Origin of the sequence: Amycolatopsis roodepoortensis (genome assembly GCF_024628825.1) — a bacterium.
In the GTDB taxonomy this organism is placed as follows: domain Bacteria; phylum Actinomycetota; class Actinomycetes; order Mycobacteriales; family Pseudonocardiaceae; genus Amycolatopsis; species Amycolatopsis roodepoortensis.
Window position 1 is genome coordinate 9,114,949 of the sequence record NZ_CP102415.1, and the last position, 25,939, is coordinate 9,140,887.

Sequence of the window (25,939 nt, forward strand, 5' to 3'; positions counted from 1 at the left end):
TTTCCATGCTATTGCTACGTGACGACCGCGCTCGCGCGGAATGTGCCTCCCTGCAACAGCAACACACCGAGCTGGTCGGCGCGGTCCATCGTGGCGAGGCGGATCTGGCCCGAGTGCAGTCGGAAAAGCTGTTCGCCACGATGCGGGCGGCGCTCGGCTCGCGGATGTACGACTCGATGATCCCGCCCGAAGTGCGTGAGGTGCTGGCCAGTGGCAGAGTGCCCGGCGGCACGGAGATCCACGCCTTGTTCGACAAGCTGCCGTTTCTCGGCAAACAGGAACTTGGCGAACGCGGGCGCTCGGCGTTCACCCGCTCGGTGTCGGAGTTCCTGCACTACTACGAATCCTCCGGAACCACGGGCAGTCCGTCCGCCGCGCCGAAAGCGATCGACGACCTCGTGGTCAACACCATCAACATCGGTGAGATGTGGGGGCGGTTCCTGCGGCCGGAGGACGTGGGGCTGATTCTGATCAACGCGCCGTTCGCCCCGGCCGCCTACCAGTTCGAGAAAATCCTCGAATACCTCCAGGTGATGTCCTTCCGGCCGTGGGTGGACAACATCACCGGCGACTACACCCGGGTACTCCGGCTGGTCGAGGAACTGGAGGCGAACGTCTTCATCGGCCCGCCTTCCCGTCTGCTGGAAATGGTGCAGTTCGCGTACCGCAAGGGATTGCCCGCGCCGCGGTTCGACCGGTTGTTACTGATGGCCGAGCAGACGGGGGAGAGTTTCGTCCGGCACCTGGAGCGGCTGACCGGCGCGACGGCGTACGTCGCTTCCTACGGTTCGTCCGAGACGGGCACGCCGGCGGTCACCTGCGGGCACCGCAAACTGCATCTGCAACCGCAGAGCTTCCTGCTGGAACTCGTCGACGACGAGGGCGTGCGCAGGGTGACCGGCGCCGCCGACCGCGGCGAGCTGGTGATCACCACCCTGGACATGCCCGCCCGGCCGCTGTTGCGCTACCGCACCGGTGACCTGGTGGAGATCGACGACACCCCGTGCCCGTGCGGTCTCTCGCTGCCCGTGCTGAACACCCTCGGCCGCGCGCAGGACCTGTTGGTGCTGGAGGAGAACGGCATCCGGCAGGGTGATCTCGAAGCGGCGCTGTGGGCGGACGAACCGGTCGGCGGTACGGTGTTCAACTACATGATGGTGGTCAAGAACCACCGGGTCCTCGTGCTGGTCACCACCGACGGCGACGGCAGTGACGAGTGGAGCGCCAGGCTGGCCGGGAAACTGCGGCCGCTCTTCGGTTCCTACGAGGTGCTGGTGCGCGCGGTGCCGACCCTGCCACCGCTGGCCTCGCTCGGCCAGTACCTCGGCTGGAAGCTGTCACGGGTGCTGGACCTCAACGAGGAACGCAACTGGGACCGGCTCCCCGAGCCGATCCTGGCCATCGTCCAGGCCACCCTGCTCGAAGTCGCCGAACGCTGACCCCCCCCACAGAGGGGCTCGTGAGTGCACTCACGAGCCCCTCGTCCTCGTCGGTTCAGGGGGCCAGCGCGCGCACGGCCTGCCGCATACCGTGCAGGCCGGTGCCGTATTCGGGGGCGGGCTGGACCGAGAGGACCGGGGTGGTGACTCCGGCCTCGACATAGGCCCGGACCTGGTCCTGGCACTGCCCTGGGCTGCCGTGGATGAGCAGATCGTCGATCACCTGGTCCGGCACAGCCGACAGGGCACCGCGGTAGTCGCCAGCCGCCATCGCCGCCTGTGCCGGGGCGAGCAGTTCCCCACGCCCGAGCCATTCGTGGAAGGCCGCGTAATTGGGCGAGGTGATCACGCCGGTCATGATGCGCCTGCCCAGTTCCCGCGCGTAGTCCGCGTCGGTGGTCGGGCAGACGAACAGCCTGGCGACCAGTTCCTTGCCGTCCCCGTCCGCGCCGATCGTGGCGGCCACCTGTTTGACGTCCGCCGGGGAAAGGAAGTTGATGATGGCGCCGTCGGCCTCACGCACCGCCAAGCGGAGCATGCGCGGGCGCAGTGCCGCGACCATCACCGGAACCTGTCGCGGCGGAAGGCTCACCTGGAACCGTTCGATGGAGAAGGTGCCGAAGTCGCCGGCGACCACCTCGCCGTCCAGCGCGCGCCGCAGGAACCGCACCATGTCACGGACCCGGTCGAAGGGCTGTTCGAACGGGATGCCGTTGATCCGTTCGACGAACATCGGCCCGGACGAGCCGACCCCCAGTACGAACCCGGCGGGCGCCGCGTTCGCCATGGTGGCCGCCGTCATCGCCAGCAGCGCAGGTCCCCGGGTCTGCACCGGCACGATCGCCGTGCCGACGCGGAGGGAAGGCGCGAAAGCGGTGGCCAGTGCGAGCGGGGTGAAACCGTCCGCGTGGCCCGCTTCCCCGGACCAGACATCGGTGAAGCCGAGATCCGGAAGTTCCGTCACCAGCTCGCGGTATGCCGAAAGCGGCACTGTCTCGATGGGCAGTGTGAGACCGTAACGGCGCATCGCGTCCAGCTCCTCGGCGGTTGCCTTCATTCGTACGAAACGCAGGCTAGGGCCGTCGCACGGCTGCCGGGATCACGCGAATCCGCCACCCGCTCAAGGACGGACGGCGATCCGGTACTGCCGGAGCCACGCGTCCAGCAGCAACGCCCGCGGCAGCACCGGCGGCGGGCTGTAGGTCCCGTTCGACCAGGCGTCACTGTCCACCATGGCGCGCAAGGTCCCCTCGTCGAACAGCTGCCGCGCGGGGGACGTGGAGTCGGAGAGCATGTCCCGGACACCGTCGCGCACGGCGAGGAGGTACTCCGGATTCTGCCCGAACGGGAAGCCGCTCTTCTTGCGCCGCACCACATCCTCCGGCAGCAGATCGGCGACCGCGTCCCGCAGCAGTCCTTTTTCCTGTTGTCCCGTGTACTTCTGCGACCAAGGCACGTTCCAGAGGTACTCGACCAGGCGATGATCGCAGAACGGCACCCGGACCTCGAGTCCGGAGGCCATGCTCATCCGGTCCTTGCGGTCCAGCAGGAACGGCAGGAAACGGGTGAGCTGCACGTAGAACATTTCACGCATCCGCCGCCCGGCCGCGGATTCCCCGTCCAGGCGGGGCACTTCGCGCAGCGCTTCGGCATAGCGTTCGAGGACAGCCGAGTTGAGGTCGAGATGCGCCCGCAGATCCGCGGAAAGCACGGCATTGCGATCGCCGACGCCAGCCGACCACGGAAAGCTCGTCGCCGGTTCGGGCGAGACAGCGGTGAACCACGGGAAACCACCGAAGATGTCGTCCGAGCCCTCGCCGGAGAAGACGACCGTGGCGTGCTTGCGGACCTCTTGGAACAGCAGGTACAGCGAGACGTCCAGATCGCCGACGCCGGGAATGTCCCTGGCACGCAAGGTGGTGCCCATTTCCTCCAGCAGGGCAGGCGCGTCGAGCACGACCTCGGTGTGCTTGGTGCCCAGATGCGCCACGACGGCCGACACGTACGGCGCGTCCCGGCTGATGTGCAGCGCGTCCGCGGTGAAGTCGGTCTCGCTGTCCGCGAAATCGACGGAGTAGGTTTCCAGCGGGCCGGTGCCGTCCGGATCCGCCGCGGCCAGTGCGCACAGCACGCTCGAGTCCAGGCCACCGGAGAGCAGGGCGCCGAAGGGGGCCTCCGACACGAGTTGCTCACGCACCACGGTTTCCAGCAGCTCGCGCACCTTCGCGGTGGTGTCGGCCAGGTTCTCCTCGTGTTCGGCGCTGCGCAGTGACCAGTATCGGCGCTGCCGCGTGCCGTCCGGGGTGACTCGCACCGTGTAGCCGGGACGGACCTCGCGCAGGCCACGGAAAACGGCGTCGCCCGGTCGTTTCGCGGCGACCACGAACACATCGACCAGACCTTCCGCGTCCACCACCGGCTCGAACAACGGGTTCGCCAGCACCGCCTTCGGCTCGGAGCCGAAGAGCAGCCCGCCATCGTATTCCGCGTAGTACAAGGGTTTCACGCCGAGCCTGTCCCGCCCGAGCAGCAGCGTCCGCTCCCGTTCGTCCCAGATGGCGAAGGCGAACACCCCGTACAGTCGGGTGACGCATTCCTCGCCCCACTCGCGATAGGCGCGCAGCAGCACTTCCGCGTCCGAGTCGGTGCGGAACACCTGCCCCCGGCCGCGCAGTTCGGCACGCAGCTCGCGGTAGTTGTAGATCTCCCCGCTGAAGCTCAGTACCGTGTGGCTGTCTTCGTCACCGTCGAGCATCGGCTGGGTGCCGCCGGATACGTCGATGACGGCCAGCCTGCGGTGGCCGAGGGCGGCGTGCCGGGACGTCCAGACCCCGCCGTCGTCCGGTCCACGGTTGGTCATCGTGGTGGTCATGGCCCGTATCGTCGGCAGTTCGGTGGTGAGATCACGCTGCCAGTCGAGCCAGCCGGCGATGCCGGACATCTCGGTCACCTCTCGGTCGGGTGGTTCTTCAGGATCACCAGGTGGCGGGCAGGGCTTCCGGGCGCACGGTGAGCAGTCCGCCGAGCCAACGCACGTCCTCCGCGGGCACGGCGAGCCGCAGTGAGGGCAGCCGCCGAGCCAGGCAGGAGAACGCGACCTGAAGCTCCATCCTGGCCACTCCGGCACCGGGGCAGTAGTGCACGCCCGCGCCGAAGGCGATGTGCTGGATCTCCTCCCTGGTGAGGTCGAGCCGGTCGGGATCCTCGGTACGCCGTGGATCCCGGCCTGCCGCGTGCATCACCGGGATGACCGCTTCACCCTTGGCGACGTCCACGTCGGCTATCCGCAGATCGTCGGTGGCGACCCGCATGAAGCCGATCTCCGAGGACGGGGCGTACCGCAGGAGTTCCTCGACCGCCCGCTCCGTCAGTTCGTGGCGCTCACACAGGATCCGCCACTGATCCGGGTGCCGCATCAGCATGAACAGGCCGCGGGAGAGCGCGCTCACCGTGGTGTCGTGCCCCGCCACCAGCAGGTTGATGCCCAGCCAGACCAGTTCCCGATCCGAGAGCCGGTCCTTCTCGTCCTGCGCGGTGATCAGCGCGCTGAGCAGGTCCTCGCCGGGATCTTTGCGGCGCTCCGCGACCAGTGCCGCGACGTAGGCGGCCGCTTCTTCCCGTGCGGCGAGGCGTTGTTCGGAGGTGTAGGCCGTGACGCTGATGAGCCGGTCGGTCCACTCCTGGAGTTTCGGCCGGTCCTCGATCGGCGCGCCTACCATCTCGCAGATGACCCAGATCGGCAGCAGCGCGGCGAATTCGTGGTGCAGGTCCACCGGCCGCGGCCCGGCTTCGAGGCGGTCGACGATCTCATCGGCGATGCGTTCCACCCGCGGCCGCCAGATCCGCGCCTTGTGCGGGGTGAAGGCGGGGGCGATCAACCGGCGCAGCCGGGCGTGATCGGGCCCCTCCTGGTTGAGGAGGTTGAACGGGTTGTCGGAGAAATCCGGGCCCGGGATCATCCGTGGCGCACCGGGATCGCGCAGTGCGGCCCGGGACAGGCGCCGGTCGGTCATCGCCGTGATCACCTCGTCGAAGCCGGTGACCATCCAGGCGGTGTCACCGCTGGGCAGGGAAACCTTGGTCACCGGGCATTTGTCGCGCAGCTCGCTGTACCTTCGCGGCGGCTCGGCCAGCGGGGCCAGCGGTAAGGGGTACCGGTCGGCCGGAACCTGGTCCGGTGCGCTCGCCTGCGTTTCGCTCACTCGTAGCCCTCCTGATCGCGCTTGAACCCCTGAGGACGGCTGGAATCCGGCCGTCTTCGCGTGGACAAGTCAAGAGAGGCCGCGGCAGCGCGACAAGGCGCGAGTGAGGCCCCAGATCTCCCGCTCGGACGCCCTGGCCAGGTGGAGTAGCCACCTGGCCACCCCCGGCGCGCCAGGTGGCGTGCTCTCCCGGCCGGTGCCAGTGAGCCTTGACCGGACCGGTTTGACCGCCGAGCCTGTACTCGGCGGTATCAGTCACGGCCGGCGTTCGCCCGGCAAGGCAGGAGGAACCCGGTGGGGGAACTGAAGATCGAGGTCGACCCGGCTGAGGTCGGGCTGGACGAGGCACGGCTGCGGCGGATGGACGACTACTTCCAGGCCTATGTCGACGACGGGCGGATGCCCGGGTGGAGCCTGCTGGTCAGCAAGCGCGGGCAGGTCGCCCATCTCGCGCACGCCGGGTACCGGCATGTGGAGAACGGCCTGCGGGTCGACGACGACACCATCTGGCGGCTGGCGTCCTTGACCAAACCCATTGTCTCCGTGGCGGCCATGATGCTCTACGAACAAGGCGCGTTCGGCCTCCACGATCCGGTGAGCGACTACATTCCCGCGTTCGGCGAGACCCGGGTCTACCGCAATGGCATGGCCGGTTCGCCGAACACCGATCCGTTGCTCGAACCGATCCGCATCTGGCATCTGCTGACCCACACCTCCGGCTTGACCGTCGGCGCCTGGCAGGCGCATCCGGTCGAGCAGATCTACGCGCAGGCCGGCTACATCTGGGACGCGCCGCCTGGGGTCGATCTCGCGGGCGCCTGTGAGGGCTGGGCAGGTTTCCCGCTGCTGTTCACGCCGGGAACCCAGTGGAACTACGGAGTTTCGGTGGACGTGCTCGGGCGCGTCCTGGAGGTCGTCACCGGGAAGTCGATCGACGAGGTGCTCGCCGATCTGGTGCTGGGTCCGCTGGGGATGACCGAGACGAGCTTCTGGGTCGACGAGGCACAGACCCATCGGGTCGTGCCGGTGTACAGCCCGCGCCCGGAAGGCGGGCCCGCCTTCCGCAATGATCCGCTGAGCCCGTTGCCGACGAGCAAGCCGACCTTCCTGTCCGCCGGGGGCGGGCTGTTCACCACTTTGTCGGACTACCACCGGTTCTGCCAGTTCCTGCTGGGCGGTGGAGAACTGCACGGCACCCGGCTGCTGGGCACCCGGACCCTGGCGTACATGGGGAAGAACCACCTTCCCGGCGGCGCCGATCTGGCCGCGGTCGGAAGGCGGGTGATGTTCGGGCAGCCGACCTACGAGGGACTCGGCTTCGGGCTCGGCTTCCAGACCGTGGTGGACGCCGCGGCGACGAAGATCCTCATCAGTCCCAGTGAGATCTCCTGGTATTCCGGATACAGCACGCTGTTCATGGTCGACCCGATCGAGCAGCTGAGTGTGCAGTTCTTCTCGTCTTTCGCCCCGGTGAAGACTTATCCGCTTTATGGTCGCCTGCGGCAGCTCGCCTATCAGGCGCTGATCGACTGACGCGACGGCTGAGAGGACGGAAGATGTCTGGGGACCAATCCGCAGGACAGTCCGCGGTGACCGTGAAGGCGGAAGATCCGCGATACGCTGATTTGACCCGTGGTGCCAACGGGAGGTGGGTAAGCACACCGGAGAGGGTGGAGCTGGTCCGTTCGCCGGAACAGATTCGTGCGGTGGTGCAGGCCGCCGCCCGTGCGGGAAAGCGGCTGACCGTGCGCAGTGGCGGGCACTGCTACGAGGACTTCGTGGACGATCCGGAGTCCGAAGTGATCGTGGACCTGTCGCAGATGACCGAGATCCGGTTCGACGCGCGGCGTCGCGCGTTCGCGGTCGACGCGGGTACCCCGCTGGGGAAGGTGTACGAGACCCTGTTCAAGAACTGGGGCGTCACCCTCCCCGGGGGATCCTGCCCGACGGTCGCGGTCGGCGGGCACGTCGTCGGTGGTGGTTACGGGCCGCTGAACCGGCTGCACGGCCTGATCGTGGATCACCTGTACGCGGTCGAGGTCGTAGTGGTGGACCGTTCGGGGCGGGCGTCACTGGTCTACGCCAGCCGCGAACGCTCGGACCCGAACCGCGATCTGTGGTGGGCACACACCGGCGGTGGCGGTGGCAACTTCGGCATCGTCACGCGGTACTGGTTCCGGACTCCAGGGGCCACCGGCTCCGACCCGGCGCGGCTGCTGCCCCGGCCGCCCGCGCGGGTTTGGGTGGCATCGGTGAACTGGCCGTGGGCGGGGATGAGCGAAGCATCGTTCACCCGGTTGCTGCGGAACTACGGCGCCTGGCACGAGCGGAACAGCGACGCGGATTCGCCCTACGCGGGCCTGTTCAGCAGGCTCGGCCTCATGCCCAGCACGGCGGGTGTGCTCAACGTGGCCCTGCAGATGGACGCCACCGTGCCGGGCGCCGAGAAGCTGATCGACGAATACCTCGCGGCACTGGGGGAAGGCGTGGACGTCACGCCGTTCACCATGGAACGCCAGTGCCTGCCGTGGTGGCGCGCGACGACCTGGCTGGGGTTGTTCACCAATATCCAGACCGCACGTGAGGACTTCAAATCCGCTTATATGCGGGCGAATTTCACTCCCGAGCAGGCGGCTGCCTTCTACCGCAACCTGACCAGCGCGGAGTCCGCGAACCGTGGCGCCGTCGTCTCGATCGCTTCGTACGGCGGCCGGACGAACACCGTCGCGTCTTCGGAGACGGCCGTCGCCCACCGGGATTCGATCATGAAACTGCTCTACGTCGTCGGCTGGACCGATCCGGCGCAGGACGAAGCGAACCTGGCTTGGATCCGGCGGCTCTACCGAGAGGTGTACGCGGGTTCCGGAGGGGTGCCGGTGCCCGACGAGACCACCGACGGCTGCTTCGTGAACTATTGCGACACGGATCTGTCCGATCCGGAGTTCAACAAGTCAGGCGTGCCGTGGTCGACGCTGTATTACAAGGAAAACTATCCGCGGCTGCGGCGGATCAAAGGAAAATGGGATCCGCGCGACTTCTTCCGGCACGGACAGTCCGTGGAACCGGCCGTCGCTCCCTGAGCTTCGCCATGACGTCATGAAGGTGACCTTCCCGATGGGGAGGTCACCTTCATGACGTTCGACGGCCCGTGGTCAGGGCCGGGGCCGCATTCTTGGCATCACGACCGTCCGTTCACGATCTCGGCGGTGATCCGCTCCACGTCATACTCGTACAGCCACGCCTGATTCCGCAGATTCGCCCGCCCGATCAGTTCGGAATCCCGCTCGCGTTGTTCCTCACCGTCCGGCAGGTGCAGGACCTTGGCGTTGGCCCGCGAGTTCTGCTGGATGTCCCTTGTCCGGGGATTGCGCAGCTCTTCGTACTGCTTCAGCGCAGCGCCGGTGCTGTCCGGGGTGGCGCCCCGCAGGAAGCCGGCCAGCGCGATCGCGTCCTCGATGGCCTGATTGGCGCCCTGCGCCATGAACGGCAGCATCGGGTGGGCGGCGTCGCCGACCACGGTGACCCGGTCGGTGCTCCAGGTGGTCAAGGCCCCGCGGTCGTGCAGTGCCCACCGGTTCACCGCTTCCGCGGCGGAGAGCACCTGCTGGAATTCCGGGTTCCAGCCCGCATACTGCCCGGCCAGCTCGGTCACCGAGCCCTGTGCTGTCCAAGATTCGGTCCGCCAGTCCGCGGCGGGAGTCGTGGCACCGAAGCTGATCAGTTTCCCCGCTGAAACGGGATAACACACGCCATGCTGCTCAGGTCCGAGCCAGAGCACGACTTTCGGCTCGGTCAGCAGGAATGGCAGCCGGTCGGCGGGAACGAGTCCCCGGTAGATCGTCTGCCCGGAGAATTCCGGCGAATCGGCGAGCAGCACTTCGCGGACCGCGGAATGGATCCCGTCGGCGCCGATCACGACGTCGGCGGTGGTCGTGAAGCCGTCGGCGAAACGCAGTACGACCTCATCGGTGTTCTCCTCGATCCCGATGCAGCGACGGCCGAGGTGCACCGTCCCGGCGGGCAGCAGTTCCAGCAGGCCACGGTGAAGATCCGCGCGATGGGCGGTGTAGTACGGATCGCCGTACAGCTCTTCGCACTCCTTGCCGAGCGTTGTCCGCGCCACGACCTGATTGTCGTCCCAGCGCCGCATTTCGATCGCCTCGGGGCGAACGGCCACCACACCGAGGAAATCGCCGAGGCCGAGCCCGCGCAGGACACGGGTCGCGTTGGGTGCCAGCTGAATACCGGCGCCGATCTCCCGCAGGTGCCGGGTCTGCTCGAACACCTCGCAGCGGATTCCTTGCCGGGAGAGGGCGGCGGCCACGGTCAGGCCCGCGATCCCGGCGCCGATCACTGCGACTCGTAAGGGAACCATCGTGTACTCACTTCCTCGGCGGGCTGGGGCGGGCTCGTTCCGGCTGGTGCGCCAAGAGGACCCGTTGTTGCATGGTGCCCGGGAATTCCGCGTCGCGTATCCCTTGCTCACGTGACTTTTCCGTCCATTGCCCGAAAAGCGGCCCGGTATCGCCCGATAGTGATCGCGAGTGGCCCGCGTACCGGGGTATCGTGGGCGCTTCTCGTCTGTGTGGGGGAGATTTCGAAACGAGGAATGGGGAGAACCCATGGTCGCGCCCAGGTTGGTGGGCAGGGTGGAAGAAGTGGCCGCGATCCACGCGGCGATCGACGCGACCGCGCGGGGGCTCGGGCAATGCCTTGTGGTGGAGGGCATGGCCGGTATCGGCAAGAGCCGGTTGCTGAGCGAGGGGACCGAGTACGCCGCCGGGCTCGAGCTGTCCGTTGTCACCGGCCGGGCCACCGAACTGGACCGGGTCGCCCCGCTCAACGTGCTGCTCGGGGCCTTGCGTCCGGTACTGCCCGTGCCTCCCGCGGAGATCGGGGCCGGCGCCGAGCACAACGGCTTCTGGCTGATCGACCGGCTCGGCGCGCTGATCGAGGATCAGGTGCGTACCAGGCCGATGCTGGTGGTCCTCGACGACGTGCAATGGGCCGACGAGCTCACCGCGCTGGCTCTCCGGGTGCTGGTCCCCGCGCTGGCCTCCTCGCCGGTGTGCTGGGTGCTGGCCCGGCGCCCGCTGCCAGAACGCGCACCGGGCCAGGAGGCCGTGGACTGGCTGCTGGCGGAGGGCGCGCCGCGGCTCCAGCTCGAACCGCTGCGGCGGGACTGCGTCGCCGAGTTGTGCTCCGAGCTGCTCGGCGCGGCTCCCGACGAGCAGCTGCTGGCCTTCGCCGAACGCAGCGACGGGAATCCCTTCCTCCTCGGTGACCTCCTCACCTCGTTACGGGACGCGGGCCGGATCGCCGTGACCGCCGGCAGAGCCACGGTGACCGGCGAGGAACTGCCATCGAGTTTCCTGCTGTCGGTGGAGCATCGGTTGCGGGACCTCTCCGAGCACACCAGGGCGCTGCTGGTGGCCGGGGCGGTGCTCGGCAGGCGATTCACCCTGCACGAGGCGGCAGGTCTGGCGGGCCGGTCGGCGGTGGACCTGGTGATCGGGGCCAAAGAGGCGGTGCGCAGTGGCGCGCTGGTCGACGACGGCGCCGCCCTCGCCTACCGGCACGACCTGATCCGGGAGGCCGTCTACAACGCGCTGCCCGAGCCGGTGCGCCGGGCGTTGCACCGGGAAGCGGCCGAGGTGGTGCGGGAAGAGGGGCATCCGGTGCTGGAGGTGGCCTCGCATCTGCTTCGCGGGGCACGCCAGGCCGACGCGCAAGCGATCGAGGTGCTGCGGTCGGCCGCCGATCAGGTCGCTTCCACCTCGCCCGGGACAGCGGCGGAGCTGATGCTCCGGGGTCTCGAACTGCTGGACCCGCAGGACAGTGCACGCCCGGATCTGGTCGCGGCCACCGTCCGGTTGCTGGCCTCGGCAGGGCGGCTGGCCGAAGCCCGTGAACTCGGCGAGCGGGCCTTGCGCGCCGGGTTGCCCGAGCCGGTCGAAGCCGGGCTACTGCTCGGGTTGGCCGAGGCGATGAAGCACGCCGGCCAGTCCGGTGCGGTACTGGAGTTCACCCGCCGCGCGCTGGCCCACGAAAGCGTCCACGAGTCGGCTCGTGCGCAGCTGCTGGCCAGCGAGGCGCACGCCCTGCTTCAGACGGGTGAGCTGGTGAACGCCGCCGAGGTGGGTGAGCAGGCGGTCCGGCTGGGCCGCGCGGCGGGGGAGCACTCCGCGGTGGTCTACGCCCTGGGCGCCTGCGCGGTCGGCGCGCAGGATCGTGGCGAGGTGGCGGCCGCCATCGAGATCGCGGGCGAGGCCGTCCGGCTCGCGAACGAGGTCGGCGGGGCGGCCAGCCAATGGCATCCCCGGCTGTGGCTGGCGCCCGCCCTGGTCGCGGCCGACCGGCTGAACGAGGCGTCCGCGGTGTACGAGATGGGGCAGCGCGAGGCGGAATGGTTCGGCACCGCGTGGACCTTGCCGCTGTGGCACTACTACCGCGGCGAACTCCACGCGGCAGCCGGGCGGCTGGACGACGCGGCCGCCGAGTTCGAGTCGGGGCTCGCCGTCGCCGAACAGCTCGGTGCGCTGGCGCTGGCTCCGTCCCTGCAGCTCGCGCTGGCGCGGATCTCGCTCTGGCAGGACGAAGTGCCGCAGGCCCGCAAGTACCTGCGCCGCGCGAAGCAGCTGGCGGAGGAGGGGGTGGGCGTGGTCTCAGAGGACCTTGCCTGGACCTCGGCCCTGCTGCTGGACAGCGGCGGTAAGCCGGACGAAGCGGCGGCGGAGCTGGCCGAGATCTACTCGGCCCTGCCGCGGCGGCTGCTGTTGCTCACCTATCACCCGTACGCCGGTCCGCAACTGGTCCGGATCGCGTTGCGGGCAAGGCGCCCGGAGCTGGCCGCGGTGGTGGCGCGGGCGGCAGGCACACTCGCGGAAGCCAACCCGGGGGTTCCGACACTCGTGGCGGCCGGGCTGCACGCCGACGCGCTCGTGCGTGGAGATCTCGACGATCTGCGCGAGGCGGTCCGGTTGTACGAGGCGAGCCCGCGCCCGCCCGCCGTGGCCGCGGCGTACGAGGACGCGGCGGCGGCCGAGCAGACGGCGGGCAACCGCACAGAGGCGGTGGGCTTGCTGGAATCCGCGCTCGGACTGCACACCACGAGCGGCGCCAAACGCCATATCGCTCGCGTTCGCGGCCGGATGCGCCGGCTCGGCGTCCACCTCGCGGCCCCCGCGGGCCAGCGTGGGGCCACCTCCGGCTGGCACAGCCTGACCCGCTCGGAACTGAAGGTGGCCAGGCTGGTGGCCGAGGGCCTCACCAACCGGGACGTCGCCGCCCGGCTGTTCCTGTCCCCGCACACCGTGGACACGCATCTGCGGCACATCTTCGCCAAACTGGATGTGTCCAGCCGGGTCGAGGTGACCCGCAAGGTCCTCGAACACGGTCAAGACGGGGACTGATCCGCCGACCACGGCGGGGAGCGGCGAATCAGCCCTCGCGTGGTCAGGAGCTGGCGCCACCGTCGATGACGAGATCCTGCCCGACCACATAGGCCGATTCCGGCGAGGCAAGGTAGAGCACCGCGGCCGCGACCTCTTCGGTGCGCCCGACGCGGGCGATCGGCATGCCCTCGGCCATCCGTACGTCCCGTTCGGCTTCGCTTTCCCCCGGCAGCAAGGACATGGGGGTGTTGATCGGCCCGGGGCTGACCACGTTGATGCGGATGCCTTCGCGGATGTACTCGCGTGCCGCGGTGGCGGACAGCGCGCTGATCCCGGCCTTGCTCGCGGCGTAGGCGCCGGTTCCCGGCACGGTCACATGACGCCCGACCGCGGAGGCGAGGTTCACGATCGCGCCGCCGCCGTTGGCCCGCATATGCGCGATCTCCTGCTGCATGGACACCAGCGTGCCGGTCAGATTCGTGCGGAGCTGGTCCGTCCATTCCGCCACGTCGATATCGGTGATCATGCCGCCGGCGGCGAAGACACCGGCGTTGTTCACCGCCACGTGCAGCCCGCCGTGGCGGGACACGATCGTCTTGACGAGCTCGGCCATTTCGGTGGCGCTGGTGGTGTCCGCGACCACCGAGCTCGCCTCGCCGCCCGCGTCCTGGATGAGCTTCACGGTCTGCGCCAACGGTTCCTCGCTGCGGCCGCTCACCACCACCGTGGCACCTTCCTCGGCGAAGGTCGTGGCCACGGCTCGGCCGATACCCGTGCCGCCGCCGGTGACGAGTGCGACCTTGCCGGTGAGTCTTCCGGTCATTCCTGTGCTCCTGTTCCGTTCGTGCGATGAGGACTGGGCTGGGCGGGGTCAGACGTGCAGCGCCGAGTCGTCCCAGGTGACATGGACGCCGTACTCGGGTGCGGCGTCGGCGGAGCGCTGGACGTCGGCCTCGGTCAGCGGCGGCGGCAGCTCGCCGGGTTTGGCCGGATGTCCGATCTTGGTGAAGTAGCCCTCGAATCCGCCTGGGGTGAAGAGGAACAGCAGCCGCGCGGTGTGCAGCCCGACGTTCTTGAACCGGTGGCGGGTGCCGCGGGGGATGAACACGAAGTCCCCCGCGTGCGCCATGAAGGTCCGGTCGTCGCCGAGCACTTCAAGACTGCCCGACAGCAGGTAGTAGGCCTCGTCCTCGCGGGCGTGCCAGTGCGGCGGCGGCCCCTCGCCCGGCGGCACGGAGGCTTCGATGAGCGACAGCGCGCCGTTCGTGTCCTTCTCGGTGGCCTTGATCGTGTAGGTGTCACCCATGACCCACAGCGTCTGTCCCTCGCCTGCCGGGGTGTGCACGACCTGGCCCCTGGTGGTCTTGATGGTTTGGCTCTCCTGCGACACCCTGGCCTCCCTGTTCGGTCTCGTGGTGCCGAGCCAACCCCACCGCGACGGGCGTTGGCGTCACCCGTTCACGCCATCTCTGCGGGTGTTCCCGCCCGACTGCGTCCACTGACGGGTGGCGCGCGGCCACATCACGCGAAGACGTGATGCGGGCGGTCCTCGCCGGGAGAGAAGGTTTTCTGGTTCCGCAGGTGGAGGCGTCACTGCCGAAATGCCCGATCCGGGCACGCGGTGGCGCCCTGGCATGATGTGAGGTTCCGAAAATGACTGAGGCGCCTGTCGCCCATCGGCCTTGGCCGATCTTCTGGCTGCTGGCGGTCACCCAGTTCATGGTCATCCTGGACACCACGATCGTGGCCATCGCGCTACCGGAGATCCAGCGTGACGTGGGGTTCACCCCGTCGGGACTGTCCTGGGTGATGGACGGGTACATGCTGGTCTTCGGCGGGTTCGTGCTGCTCGGCGGCCGTGCGGCGGATCTCGCCGGTCGACGCCGGATGCTGGTGCTGGGCATGACCCTGTTCGTGCTGAGTTCCGTGCTCTGCGTGATGGCCACCGAACCGTGGATGCTGGTGGTGGGCCGGATGGTGCAGGGTCTCGGTGGTGCGCTCGCCAGCCCCGCCGCGCTGGCCCTGGTGTTGCAGGTCCTGCCGGAGGGGGCGAGCCGCACCCGGGGAATGGCGATCTGGGGCGGGATCGCCGGGGTCGCCGGGCCGACCGGGGTGCTGCTGGGCGGCGCGCTGTCGGAGGTGGCGTGGGAACTGGTCTTCATGATCAACGCGCCGATCGGTATCGCCGTGATCGTGTTCGGGCTGCGCATGCTCCCAGGCGGTCAGCGATACGTGAAGGGCGACCTCGATGTCTTCGGCGCGCTTTCCGGTACGGCGGGCTTGTGCCTGCTGGTCTTCGGGGTGATGCGAGGTGCGGTCGAGGGCTGGGGCTCGGCCGTCACGGTCCTCACGCTGGGGGCGGCGGTGGTACTGCTGCTGGCGTTCGTCGCCCGGCAGGTGAAGGCGGCGAACCCGCTGCTGCCGCGGTCGCTGTTCGGCGTGCCGACGGTGGTGCTCGGGGTCGCCGCGAGCGGTCTGCTCGGCATGGCGCTCTACGGAAGTTTCATCACCAACACGCTGAACCTGCAGCAGGCCAGGGGTTACAGCGCGATCGTGGCCGCGTTGCTGCTGATTCCACTGGACATCTGCCTGTTCGCCGGCACCAGCGTCGCCGGGCGGGTCATGGCGCGGATGGGGCCGAGTACGGTGCTGTCCTCCGGGCTCGGGCTGCAAGCCGTCGCACTGGTCTGGTGGGCGAGCGTTCTCGACGCGCACGACAATGTCTGGCTGTCGACGGTGCTGCCGGCGAGCGTGGCCAGCTTCGGCCTTGGCGCGGCGATCGTATGCGTGTTCGTGATCGGCACCTCCAATGTCAGCGGTGAACTCAGTGGTACCGCCTCGGGCATGGTGGTGACGGCCAACCAGGTGGGTGGCGCCATCGGTATCGCTGCGCTGACCACCGTGGCCGCCACCCATACGACCGGGTTGCTGGCGGGCGGGGCGCCGGATCGGGCGCAGGCCGTTTCGTCCGGACAGTCGGTCGCGCTGTGGGTAGCGGCGGGTGTCGCGGCGGTGGGTGCGTTGGTCGGACTGTTGCTCAAGCGCGACCACGGGGCCACCTGGCGCCGGGCCACGCCGGTCGCGGCCGGTGGTGCGGCACCGGAGTGATCGCCGGCTCGCGCCCACAAAAGTGGCTTCCGGTCAGCTGCTGACCGGAAGCCACTTTTGTGATCGTTTCTTCTGATTGTCAGGAATCGGCGCGATCCGCTTTCGACGGCAGCAGGCCTTCGCGCAGTGCGCGGGAAACCGCGAGAGTGCGGTTCGAGCAATTGAGCTTTGCCAGTACATTGGCCACCAGGCGTTTCGCTCCGTGTAGTGAAATTGTCAGCGTGCGGGCGATCTGTTTGTTGCTCAAACCGTCCACCATCAACGAGAGCACCTGCTGTTCGCGCGGTGTCAGTGAAACGGGAGTTCCGTTTCGGGTCATTGTCGAACCATTGCGTGCTTGAGCGAGCAAATTCTTGGTCAAGGCGGCAGGCATCGGCACCTCGCCTTTGCATACCCGGTGGAGAGCGTCGTGGATCCCCGGCGCGGTCAGATTGCCGATGTCGAGGAAGCCGTCGCAGGACACGCCGGTCGATCGGGTCATGTCCTGTTCGGACGAGCTGTCCAGCAGCAACAGGATCTTGACGCACCGCTCACGGCTCGGGATACAGGAGTCACGGATCTGCTCGTCGGAGATATCGCACAGGGCGATTATCAGCACATCGGTTTCATGTCTTTCTTCGAGTGTGCCAAGTACTGAACCCGGCGAGTTGAACGTACTGAGATTTCCGATGGACGGCAACAGTCCGAGTAGTCTTTCCAGGCCATAGCGGGTGACTTCGCTCCGTATGGCCAAGCCAACGTTCAGTGTTTCCGCTTGATATAATTCTGGTGCATGGATCATCTTCCCCCCAGATCATCCATGCGTGGACCGCGTCGCCCCTGCCGCGGTCCGTCGAACCCAAATCGAGCCTTGCGAGAATTAGTCTACCGGCGTTCTTGAAACAATGGCAACCTAATGGGTAAGCTGCGGCCGCAAACGGGACTGTAAAACGAGCGGTGCAACTCCCGATCATGGAAGTGCACCTGATGACCGACATGATGCCCGGCGTGGAGAACGCTGAGGACTCGAAACCCTTGACCGGTCTGGATGGCTTGGACGAGTAGCTCGTCGCGCAGCTGCTGAGCAGTGCCAGGGCCAGCGGGCTGAAGCTGTTGCAGCAGTTGACCAAGCGGTTGCTGGAGTCCGCGCTCGAGGGTGAGATCACTGATCACCTCGGCTATGACGAGCACGCCGGCCGCGGGACCGGTAACCCGCGCAACTGCGCCCGCTCGAAGACCATGCTGACTGATGTCGGCCCGGTCGAGAGCGACGTGCCGCGGGATCGGGACGCCGGCTTCGAACCCACGATCGTCGCGAAGCGGCAGAAGCGCCTTGGCGGTGTGGACGAGATGGTGATCTCCTTGGCTGCCAAGGGATTGACCACCGGGGAGATTTCCGCACACCTGGCCGAGGTCTATGGCGCCGACGTGTCGCGGCAGACCATCTCCACGATCACCGGCAAGGTGATCGAGGGCATGAGCGAAGGGCAGGGACCGGCTCCTGGACCTGGTCTATCCGGTGATCTTCATCTACGCGATCCACGTCAAAATCCGTGACGGGCAGGTGGCCAACCGGCCGATCTATGTCGCGCTCGCGGTGACCTGTGAGGGCCGCCGGGACATCCTTGGCTTGTGGGCAGGCGACGGCGGCGAGGGCGCCAAGTACTGGCTGCATGTGCTGACCGAGCTGAAGAACCGCGGCGTGGCCGACGTACTCATGATCGTCTGCGACGGGCTGCCCGACGCGATCACCACGGTCTGGCCACAGACGATCACCCAGACCTGCGTGGGGCACTTGCTGCGCAACAGTTTCCCTTACGCGGGCCGTCGGCACTGGGACGCGGTCGCCAAGGCCTTCAAACCGGTCTACACCGCGCCGACCGCACACGAGCGGTTCGCCGAGTTCACCGAGACCTGGGGCGCCGATATCCGGCCATCGTGCGCTTGTGGGACAACGTCTGGGCCGAGTTCGTACCGTTCCTCGCGTTCGATCCGGAGATCCGGCGGCTGATCTACTCGACCAGCGCCATCGAGAGCGTCAACGCCGGCATCCGCCGCGCTGTGAAGGCCCGCGGGCACCTCCCCAACGAGCAGGCCGCGCTGATACGTGGCGATCATGAGCTGGATCCGACCGGCACCGGCCGCAAACGCTGGACGATGCGGTGGAAACCCGCGTTGAACGCGTGGCGAGATCGCCTTCGACGGCCGCCTGGCTGCCGGACGCAAGTAGTTCCCCTCCAACCCGAGTTACACCGCTCGTTCGGCAGACCCCTACGAGAGCGGACTCGGGCTCGCCGGATTCGTGCTCGGCCTGCTCGACTTCTACCAGCAGCGGCACGAGTACGACAGCAAAGCAGGTGCGATCCAGATCCGCGAGCCGTCAAAGGAGATCGGCGGATGGCATCGCGAGGGTCTACGACCACGTGACCCCGCTGATGCGCCAGCAGATTCTGCAAGCACTGGAGACCCGGTGGATCGGGTCGCTGGCCGCGCTCACCCCGAGTGAGCGGACGAAGCTGGGGGAGTGGCTCCCGCACCTACACGCCACGTTCGGTCGACATGCGGCTCGAGACCGCCTCGTGGGTCCTTTTACGACCGAAGCCCCGCCCCTCCGACGAGGAGCAGGGCTTCTGACCTGCGAAAACAGATGGTGCGCGATACTGGGATTGAACCAGTGACCTCTTCCGTGTCAGGGAAGCGCTCTCCCGCTGAGCTAATCGCGCGAGGTGGAGACGGGATTCGAACCCGTGTACACGGCTTTGCAGGCCGTTGCCTCGCCTCTCGGCCACTCCACCGTGTCAGGCCCGAGAGGGCCTTCCGAGCGGATGACGGGATTCGAACCCGCGACCCTCACCTTGGCAAGGTGATGCGCTACCAGCTGCGCTACATCCGCACATCCTCGGTCCGGCTGAAGCTCAGAACCTCGCGGTTCTGTTCCTCACCCCGTCGCCGTGGTGTGTGTGAACACTATCGGACCCCGAAATCGGCCCTGCAACCGGGGTGCCACTTGCTGTTCGCAAGCCCGTCATCAGGCCAGATCGTTGGGAATCAGGTGGGTCAGGGCGTCGTCGACGTCGACCCAGAGGTGCTCGTTGCCCGGGAGCACGACGTCGTAGGTCCGGTCGAGGAAGTCGGCCAGCTCCTGAGCGGACGCCTCGAACATGGCGTGCCCGGACGGCGAGTTCAGTTCGATGAGGACGGACTCGGGGTCTTCGACGGAGGGGCGGATGCGTACGTCGCCGTCGCCCGCGTCGGCCAGGAGGCCGTCCGCGAGGAGGTCGCGCGCGTAGACCCACTCGACCCAGCCGGCGCGGCCGGTGCGGAAGGCGGCCACGACCGCGTACGGGTCGCGTGTGTCGTATCGCAGTTCCACCTTGACCGGGACCGCGGGGGTCCGCGGCGCCAGGAGGTCGAACACCGCCGTCGAGCGGAGCGTCACGTGATCGTTGCGCATCGTCCTACCCTTCGTCTCCTTCCCGGCCCGGTCGAACCGAGTGGCGATGATGTGACGTATCGGCCGGCTGATCGGAACGCGGTTTTGCCGCAGATCACCCGGACGGGGTCATCGGACCCCGGGTCACCCCATCATCACCCGCGCGACGCGCAGCCATCCATGCGCCCTGCAGGCAGTCCACATGTACATACTGCGCGGTTTAGTCGTCACGCGATAGCACCGTCGCACGAATGTCGAAACGCGTCGCGGGCGGCCCCCGGCCGGGACAGCCCCGGCTAGCTCGCGGTTGTTCGCTCCGTATTTGCTGGTGAGCGGAGTGTGGTCGGACGGAACCACCCGTTTGCAGGCCCCCTAAAGTCGTGGGGTAGAGTCTGCCGGACACCGCGAGCGGGCGATTAGCTCAGCGGGAGAGCGCTTCGTTCACACCGAAGAGGTCACTGGTTCGATCCCAGTATCGCCCACCGGATGAAGGCCCTGGACCGATGGTCCGGGGCCTTGATTCATTCTCGGGGGTGCGCCGTCCGGCGGCAGTCGATCCCCAGGTCGGACGCGGGTTGTGTGGGGGCGGTACTTCTGCCGTCCCGGGCGGCGCCACCGGCGCGGCCGAATCCGCCCGCCTGACCGCCGGTCACGGTTCGACGATCTCCGAAGCCTCTCGTTGCGGCCGGTGTGGACACTCGCCGGGGATCGCGTGTCACGTCGTGAAAATGTCGCACGATCCGGCCATTGAGACATCTTTGTGATCCTCGGCACGAAGTGTCCGCCGAAAGGTCCAGACCACGAGAAAGGTGATGTGGGACATGGCCGGGCGGCTCACCCGTCCGGCCGCGGCGGCGGAGTCGCCGTGATGCTGACGTGATGTGACGAAACGCCACTCCGGTGACCGATTGACAAGGTAGGTCGGCTCGCGGTGGGCGCGCCGGGCGGCCGCCCCTCCGCCGGGGTCGTGAAATCCACAGTGGACCGACCGGAGATCGACTCGCCGGAACAGTCCACTGTGGAGTTTTCGGGGCTGTTCGGCCGATCGGGGAGGCAGTGCTCCAAGTGGCCGCGAGACAGGGGAATTCGTGACTACTTTGAGTAGTTGTTCGCAGGATACGGTCTATTACGCATCGTCATCATGTTGTTATCGACACGGCATTCATTTGCCGGATGCTCGCCAAGGGTGTGGCTGGAAATCCTTGTAACGATGGCCGGAGAGTGGCCGATACCTTGGCGTGTGTCGCCCCATCGGCCGCGGAGAGACCTTGAGAATCGATCACTCTTCGAGATCACTCTCATTTACTCAGCGTGTTGATCCGGCGTTCGGGAATCCCCTCTCCGGGAGGTCTGATGGAAGAGTCGGTGCGGCCGTCGTCCACCGTCAACGGGACGCCGCAGCACATCGACCTTCAGTCGATCCCGCTTCCCCCGCAACGGGATGCGGGCCATGCCGCCGCGGTCGACACGATGTCGGCACGGCCGCCATACGCGGCTTGGGAATCGCGCTACCGCGCCTGGGTCATCGGCAGTGACGTTTTCACCGCTTTCGTGCTCATCGTGATGAGCGCCTTCTTGATCGATCGATCCGATCCGCACGACATGCACGCGCTCGGTACCGCCGCGGCCTTCCTGTTCGGGCTGTCGGTCTGCCGTGCCTGGAGTCCGCGTGTGCTGGGCGAGGGCGCGGAGGAGTACCGGACGCTGGGGCGCGGCTTGGTGACCACGGCTGTTCTGGTCGCCTTGGGCGGCCTGCTCTTCGGGGCGCTCGCCGTGCAGCCGTGGGTCTTCATCGTCGTCCCGATGATCTCCGTCTTCATGTTCCTGCAGCGGTACGCGCTGAGACAGGTGCTGCACCGGCGCAGGCGGCTCGGTGAATGCCTGCTGCCGGTGCTCGCGGCGGGAAGCCCCGACACGGTCGCCGATCTGATCGCGCGCACCAAGGCCGATCCTCATGTCGGCTGGCGGGTGGAAGCCGTCTGCACGTATTCCGGTGCCGGCGCGGAACGGGGGAGCGGCGAGGTGGAAGGCGTCCCGGTCGTCGGGAAGCTCGACGATCTCGCGGGCCACGTCCGCCGCGGCGGCTACCGGGTGGTCGCCGTGACGGCCGACCAGCACTGGAACCCGAAACGCCTGCAGCGGCTCGCCTGGGATCTCGAAGGCACTTCGGCCGAGATGGTGGTGGCGCCGATGCTGATGGAGGTCGCCGGTCCCCGGCTGAACGTCTCCGGCGTGCTCGGCATGCCGCTGCTGCGGGTCACCGCGCCGATGTTCACCGGCGGCCGCCGCCTGGTGAAGGAGGCGCTCGACCGGTTCGGTTCCGCCCTGCTCCTCACCCTCGTTTCCCCGTTGCTGCTGGTGATCGCGGTCGCGATCCGGCTCGACGACCGCGGCCCGGTGATCTACCGGCAGCGCCGCGTCGGCCGCGACGGTCACACCTTCACGATGCTGAAGTTCCGCACGATGGTCACGGACGCCGACAAGCTGAAGCGGGAACTCCAGGCGGAAAACGAAGGCGCGGGCCCGTTGTTCAAGATGCGGAAGGACCCGAGGGTCACCCGGGTCGGTGGACTGCTTCGCCGGTACTCCCTCGACGAGCTGCCGCAGTTGTTCAACGTCGTGAGCGGGCGCATGTCGCTCGTCGGCCCTCGCCCGCCGCTGCCCGAGGAGACCGCGAAGTACGCTCCGGACGCGCGCCGCCGTCTCCTGGTCAAGCCGGGGCTGACCGGGCTGTGGCAGGTCAGCGGCCGCAGCGACCTCAGTTGGGCCGAGAGCATCCGCCTCGACCTGCGTTACGTCGAGGACTGGTCGCTCGCCCTCGATCTGGTGATCCTGTGGAAGACCTTCCGTGCCGTGGTGCAGGGGCGAGGTGCCTACTGACGCGTTTCTGTGACCGTACCCACACGAAGAGATAGTTGAGCGAGAAATAGTTCAGCGCTCAACTAGGTTGGGACGGGTACAGGACGCGTACGGAAGGAAGATCCACCCATGACCACCAGCGTTGAGCCGACCGAAGCCTTGAACCTCCCGCAGGACGTTCAGGACCTGTTGTTCCGCGAGGCCCGCACCGCGAACAGCTTCAGCGACGAGCCGGTGACCGACGAGCAGATCCGCGCGATCTACGAGCTGGTCAAGTGGGCGCCGACGTCGATGAACAACCAGCCGCTGCGCGCGCTGGTGATCCGCACCGAAGAGGGCAAGAAGCGCCTCGCCCCGCTGATGTCCGAGGGCAACCGCGCCAAGACCGAGGCCGCGCCGGTGACGGTCGTGCTGGCCGCCGACACCGAGTTCCACGAGAACCTGCCTCGGACGTTCCCGCACTTCCCGGGCGCCAAGGACCTGTTCGCCGACGAGGCGGGCCGCGTCGAGACCGCCAAGCTCAACGCGCTGCTGCAGGTCGGCTACTTCATCATCGGTGTGCGCGCCGCCGGGCTGGCCGCCGGCCCGATGACCGGCTTCGACGCCGAGGGCATCGACAAGGAGTTCTTCGCGAACAAGCCGTGGAAGTCCCTCGTCGTGATCAACGTCGGCAAGCCGGGCGAGAACCCCTGGTTCGACCGCCTGCCGCGGCTGGACTTCGACGAGGTCGTCGAGACCGTCTGACCTCGTTCCCCGGTACGCGAAGGCCTTCTTCCGATGGGAAGGAGGCCTTCGTGGTGCTTGGGGTAATGCGCGTGAGCCGCGCGGTGGGTGACGACTAACATCACACGAAACATCCGCCTTCATCGCGAGGAGTCCATCGTGTCCCAGCCGTCGTCAGTAGCAGCCGCAACCGCCCCTCGCGTGGTGGTACCGGCCGGCACTACGGCGGGCACCGCGGTCCGCGAAGCAGGGCTGCCGACCAAGGGGCCGGACACGATCGTCGTCGTGCGCGACGCCGAGGGCGACCTCCGCGACCTTTCCTGGGCCCCGGAGTCCGAGGTCGAGGTCGAAGCCGTCGCGGCGAACACCGAGGACGGCCGCAGCGTCATCCGTCACTCGGCCGCCCACGTGCTCGCCCAGGCCGTGCAGCAGCAGTTCCCGCAGGCCAAGCTCGGCATCGGGCCGCCGGTCAAGGACGGCTTCTACTACGACTTCGCCGTCGACACCCCGTTCACCCCGGAAGACCTGCAGGCGCTCGAAAAGCGCATGAAGCAGATCGTGAAGGGCGCGCAGCAGTTCTCCCGCCGCGTCTTCGACTCGGTCGACGAGGCGAAGAAGGAACTGGCCGACGAGCCGTTCAAGCTGGAACTCGTGGACATCAAGTCCGAAGACTCCACAGTGGACACCTCCGAGGTGATGGAGGTGGGCGGCGGCGAGCTGACCATCTACGACAACCTCGACCCGCGCACCAAGGAGCGCGTGTGGAGCGACCTCTGCCGCGGCCCGCACGTGCCGACCACCAAGTTCATCCCGGCGTTCAAGCTCACCCGCGTCGCCGCCGCGTACTGGCGCGGTGACGACAAGAACCCGCAGCTGCAGCGGATCTACGGCACCGCTTGGGAATCCGCCGAGGCGCAGGACGTCTACCTGGAGCGCCTGGCCGAGGCCGAGCGGCGTGACCACCGCAAGCTCGGTGTCGAGCTGGACCTGTTCTCCTTCCCCGACGAGATCGGCTCGGGGCTGCCGGTGTTCCACCCCAAGGGCGGGATCATCCGGCAGGAGATGGAGAACTACTCGCGCCAGCGGCACGTCGAAGCCGGGTACGACTTCGTCTACTCGCCGCACATCACCAAGGGCGCGCTGTTCGAGACCTCCGGTCACCTCGACTGGTACCGCGACGGCATGTACCCGGCGATGCACCTCGACGCCGAGCACAACGAGGACGGTTCGGTCCGCAAACCCGGCCAGGACTACTACCTCAAGCCGATGAACTGCCCGTTCCACGACCTGATCTTCCGTTCGCGCGGGCGTTCCTACCGGGAACTGCCGCTGCGGATGTTCGAGTTCGGCTCCGTGTACCGCTACGAGAAGTCCGGCGTGATCCACGGCCTGACCCGCGTGCGCGGTATGACGCAGGACGACGCGCACATCTTCTGCACCCTGGAGCAGGTCCCAGGTGAGCTGAAGTCCCTTTTGGACTTCGTGCTGAACCTGTTGCGCGACTACGGTCTCGACGACTTCTACCTCGAACTGTCCACTCGGAACGAAGAGAAGTACATCGGTTCCGAAGAGGTCTGGGCCGAGGCGACCGAGGTGCTGCGCACCGCCGCCGTGGACTCCGGGCTGGAGCTGGTGCCGGATCCGGGCGGCGCCGCGTTCTACGGGCCGAAGATCTCCGTGCAGGCGAAGGACGCGCTGGGCCGCACCTGGCAGATGTCGACCATCCAGCTGGACTTCATGCTGCCCGAGAAGTTCGAGCTGGAATACACCGCGGGCGACGGCAGCCGTCAGCGCCCGGTGATGATCCACCGCGCGCTGTTCGGTTCGATCGAGCGGTTCTTCGGCGTGCTGACCGAGCACTACGCGGGCGCGTTCCCGGCGTGGCTGTCGCCGGTCCAGGTGGTCGGCATCCCGATCACCGAGGACCAGGTCGAGCACCTGCGCGGGGTCGAGAAGGCGCTGCGGGCCAAGGGGATCCGGGTCAACGTCGACGCGAGCGACGACCGGATGCAGAAGAAGATCCGCACCCACACCACGCAGAAGGTGCCCTTCATGCTCCTGGCGGGCGCGAAGGACGTCGAGGCGGGCGCGGTGTCGTTCCGGTTCCGCGACGGCGGCCAGATCAACGGTGTCCCAGTGGCGGACGCGGTCGAGGCGATCGCCGGCTGGGTCCAGCGCCGCGAGAACGCTTCGCCGACCGTGGCGGGCTTGGAGGCGGTACTCCGGTGACGGGCCCCGATGGCCCTGAAGTCGTCGGACAGGACGGTGTGGGGGTCCCGGACGCGTTGCAGCGCCTGTGGACCCCGCACCGGCTCGCCTACGTGCAAGGGTCGAAGAAGCCCGATGAGGGCTGCCCGTTCTGCCATCTTCCCGGGAAGAGTGACGAAGACGCGCTGATCATCGCGCGCGGGAAGACCGTGTACGTGGTGCTGAACCTGTACCCGTACAACCCCGGTCACCTGATGGCGGTGCCGTACCGCCATGTCGCGGACTACACGGACCTGACGGCGGACGAGACCGTCGAGGTGGCGGAGTTCACCCAGCACGCGATGCGGGTGATCCGTGAGGTTTCGTCGGCGCACGGGTTCAACATCGGGATGAACCAGGGCGTGATCGCCGGCGCGGGGATCGCCGCGCATCTGCACCAGCACGTGGTGCCGCGGTGGGGTGGCGACGCGAACTTCATGCCGGTGATCGGGCATACGAAGGTGCTGCCGCAGTTGCTGGGGGAGACCCGGCAACTGCTCGCGGATGCCTGGTAGGTCGCCTGGGCTGTGAAGCGCGTGAAGGCCCCCTTCCCTC

At 67.7% G+C, this 25,939-nt stretch carries 18 protein-coding genes, 4 tRNA genes and 1 pseudogene; 12 read left to right on the top strand and 11 right to left on the bottom strand.

Translation table 11 applies throughout. From position 1 onward, the window contains the following. The first annotated feature begins 5 nt into the window (after positions 1–5). Positions 6–1,439 carry a phenylacetate--CoA ligase family protein gene (locus tag NQK81_RS43540; protein ID WP_257486169.1) on the top strand — a complete coding sequence of 478 codons (1,434 nt, stop codon included), beginning with the start codon at positions 6–8 and terminating at the stop codon, positions 1,437–1,439. 55 nt (positions 1,440–1,494) lie between these two features. Here NQK81_RS43540 and NQK81_RS43545 read toward each other — a convergent pair whose 3' ends face one another. The 3 genes from NQK81_RS43545 to NQK81_RS43555 form a co-directional block, all read right to left on the bottom strand. Then, positions 1,495–2,466: an LLM class F420-dependent oxidoreductase gene (locus tag NQK81_RS43545; RefSeq protein WP_257489961.1), complete on the bottom strand. Its 972-nt coding sequence runs from the start codon at positions 2,464–2,466 to the stop codon at positions 1,495–1,497. A 93-nt stretch (positions 2,467–2,559) separates the two neighbouring features. Beyond that, on the bottom strand, positions 2,560–4,380 hold the full coding sequence (gene asnB / locus NQK81_RS43550; RefSeq protein WP_257486170.1) for an asparagine synthase (glutamine-hydrolyzing): 1,821 nt from the start codon (positions 4,378–4,380) through the stop codon (positions 2,560–2,562). 34 nt (positions 4,381–4,414) lie between these two features. Beyond that, complete coding sequence (locus tag NQK81_RS43555; RefSeq protein WP_257486171.1) at positions 4,415–5,641, bottom strand: cytochrome P450; 1,227 nt, start codon at positions 5,639–5,641, stop codon at positions 4,415–4,417. 294 nt (positions 5,642–5,935) lie between these two features. Between NQK81_RS43555 and NQK81_RS43560 the strand changes: the two genes are divergently transcribed. Together NQK81_RS43560 and NQK81_RS43565 are read left to right on the top strand one after the other, a co-directional pair. Next, the gene (locus NQK81_RS43560; RefSeq protein WP_257486172.1) at positions 5,936–7,174 is read left to right on the top strand and encodes a serine hydrolase domain-containing protein; all 1,239 of its coding nucleotides are present in this window, start codon (positions 5,936–5,938) and stop codon (positions 7,172–7,174) included. Between the two features lie 173 nt (positions 7,175–7,347). After that, positions 7,348–8,721, top strand: coding sequence for an FAD-binding oxidoreductase (locus NQK81_RS43565; RefSeq protein WP_257486173.1), 1,374 nt, complete (start codon positions 7,348–7,350; stop codon positions 8,719–8,721). Between the two features lie 98 nt (positions 8,722–8,819). Here the strand turns inward: NQK81_RS43565 and NQK81_RS43570 are convergent, their stop codons facing one another. After that, positions 8,820–10,016 carry an FAD-dependent monooxygenase gene (locus NQK81_RS43570; RefSeq protein WP_257486174.1) on the bottom strand — a complete coding sequence of 399 codons (1,197 nt, stop codon included), beginning with the start codon at positions 10,014–10,016 and terminating at the stop codon, positions 8,820–8,822. 247 nt (positions 10,017–10,263) lie between these two features. On the opposite strand from NQK81_RS43570, the gene NQK81_RS43575 reads away from it, so the two are divergent. Next, entirely contained in the window at positions 10,264–13,053 is a 2,790-nt protein-coding gene (locus NQK81_RS43575) for an ATP-binding protein (protein ID WP_257486175.1), read from the top strand. Positions 13,054–13,096: 43 nt separating this feature from the next. Here the strand turns inward: NQK81_RS43575 and NQK81_RS43580 are convergent, their stop codons facing one another. Further along, a complete protein-coding gene (locus tag NQK81_RS43580; protein WP_257486176.1) occupies positions 13,097–13,858 on the bottom strand; it encodes an SDR family NAD(P)-dependent oxidoreductase in 762 nt (253 codons plus the stop codon). A gap of 48 nt (positions 13,859–13,906) precedes the next feature. Next, the gene (locus NQK81_RS43585) at positions 13,907–14,425 is read right to left on the bottom strand and encodes a quercetin 2,3-dioxygenase (RefSeq protein ID WP_257486177.1); all 519 of its coding nucleotides are present in this window, start codon (positions 14,423–14,425) and stop codon (positions 13,907–13,909) included. A gap of 263 nt (positions 14,426–14,688) precedes the next feature. Here NQK81_RS43585 and NQK81_RS43590 point away from each other — a divergent pair, with 263 nt between their 5' ends. After that, positions 14,689–16,143: an MFS transporter gene (locus tag NQK81_RS43590; protein WP_257486178.1), complete on the top strand. Its 1,455-nt coding sequence runs from the start codon at positions 14,689–14,691 to the stop codon at positions 16,141–16,143. A 79-nt stretch (positions 16,144–16,222) separates the two neighbouring features. Here NQK81_RS43590 and NQK81_RS43595 read toward each other — a convergent pair whose 3' ends face one another. Continuing rightward, a complete protein-coding gene (locus NQK81_RS43595) occupies positions 16,223–16,924 on the bottom strand; it encodes a response regulator transcription factor (protein WP_257486179.1) in 702 nt (233 codons plus the stop codon). Positions 16,925–17,235: 311 nt separating this feature from the next. Between NQK81_RS43595 and NQK81_RS45505 the strand changes: the two genes are divergently transcribed. Further along, entirely contained in the window at positions 17,236–17,679 is a 444-nt protein-coding gene (locus tag NQK81_RS45505; protein WP_371878841.1) for a transposase, read from the top strand. After that, a pseudogene (locus tag NQK81_RS45510) lies at positions 17,642–18,549 on the top strand (IS256 family transposase). Before NQK81_RS45505 ends, NQK81_RS45510 begins: the two are co-directional and overlap by 38 nt. 221 nt (positions 18,550–18,770) lie before the next feature. Here the strand turns inward: NQK81_RS45510 and NQK81_RS43605 are convergent. The 4 genes from NQK81_RS43605 to NQK81_RS43620 form a co-directional block, all read right to left on the bottom strand. Continuing rightward, a tRNA-Val gene (locus tag NQK81_RS43605) sits at positions 18,771–18,845 on the bottom strand. Between the two features lies 1 nt (position 18,846). Next, a tRNA-Cys gene (locus tag NQK81_RS43610) sits at positions 18,847–18,917 on the bottom strand. A 25-nt stretch (positions 18,918–18,942) separates the two neighbouring features. Then, a tRNA-Gly gene (locus tag NQK81_RS43615) sits at positions 18,943–19,015 on the bottom strand. A 135-nt stretch (positions 19,016–19,150) separates the two neighbouring features. Further along, positions 19,151–19,576 carry an SsgA family sporulation/cell division regulator gene (locus tag NQK81_RS43620; RefSeq protein ID WP_005159130.1) on the bottom strand — a complete coding sequence of 142 codons (426 nt, stop codon included), beginning with the start codon at positions 19,574–19,576 and terminating at the stop codon, positions 19,151–19,153. Between the two features lie 389 nt (positions 19,577–19,965). Here NQK81_RS43620 and NQK81_RS43625 point away from each other — a divergent pair. The 5 genes from NQK81_RS43625 (at position 19,966) to NQK81_RS43645 (ending at position 25,899) form a co-directional block, all read left to right on the top strand. After that, positions 19,966–20,037 (top strand) — tRNA-Val (locus NQK81_RS43625). A gap of 871 nt (positions 20,038–20,908) precedes the next feature. Beyond that, positions 20,909–22,435 carry a sugar transferase gene (locus tag NQK81_RS43630; protein ID WP_257486180.1) on the top strand — a complete coding sequence of 509 codons (1,527 nt, stop codon included), beginning with the start codon at positions 20,909–20,911 and terminating at the stop codon, positions 22,433–22,435. A 108-nt stretch (positions 22,436–22,543) separates the two neighbouring features. After that, positions 22,544–23,158: a malonic semialdehyde reductase gene (locus tag NQK81_RS43635; RefSeq protein ID WP_257486181.1), complete on the top strand. Its 615-nt coding sequence runs from the start codon at positions 22,544–22,546 to the stop codon at positions 23,156–23,158. Between the two features lie 180 nt (positions 23,159–23,338). Continuing rightward, positions 23,339–25,366: a threonine--tRNA ligase gene (gene thrS / locus NQK81_RS43640; protein ID WP_257486182.1), complete on the top strand. Its 2,028-nt coding sequence runs from the start codon at positions 23,339–23,341 to the stop codon at positions 25,364–25,366. Continuing rightward, positions 25,363–25,899, top strand: a complete 537-nt coding sequence (locus tag NQK81_RS43645; protein WP_257486183.1) for an HIT family protein — start codon at positions 25,363–25,365, stop codon at positions 25,897–25,899. The genes thrS and NQK81_RS43645 overlap by 4 nt, the downstream gene beginning before the upstream one ends. Positions 25,900–25,939 lie beyond the last annotated feature (40 nt).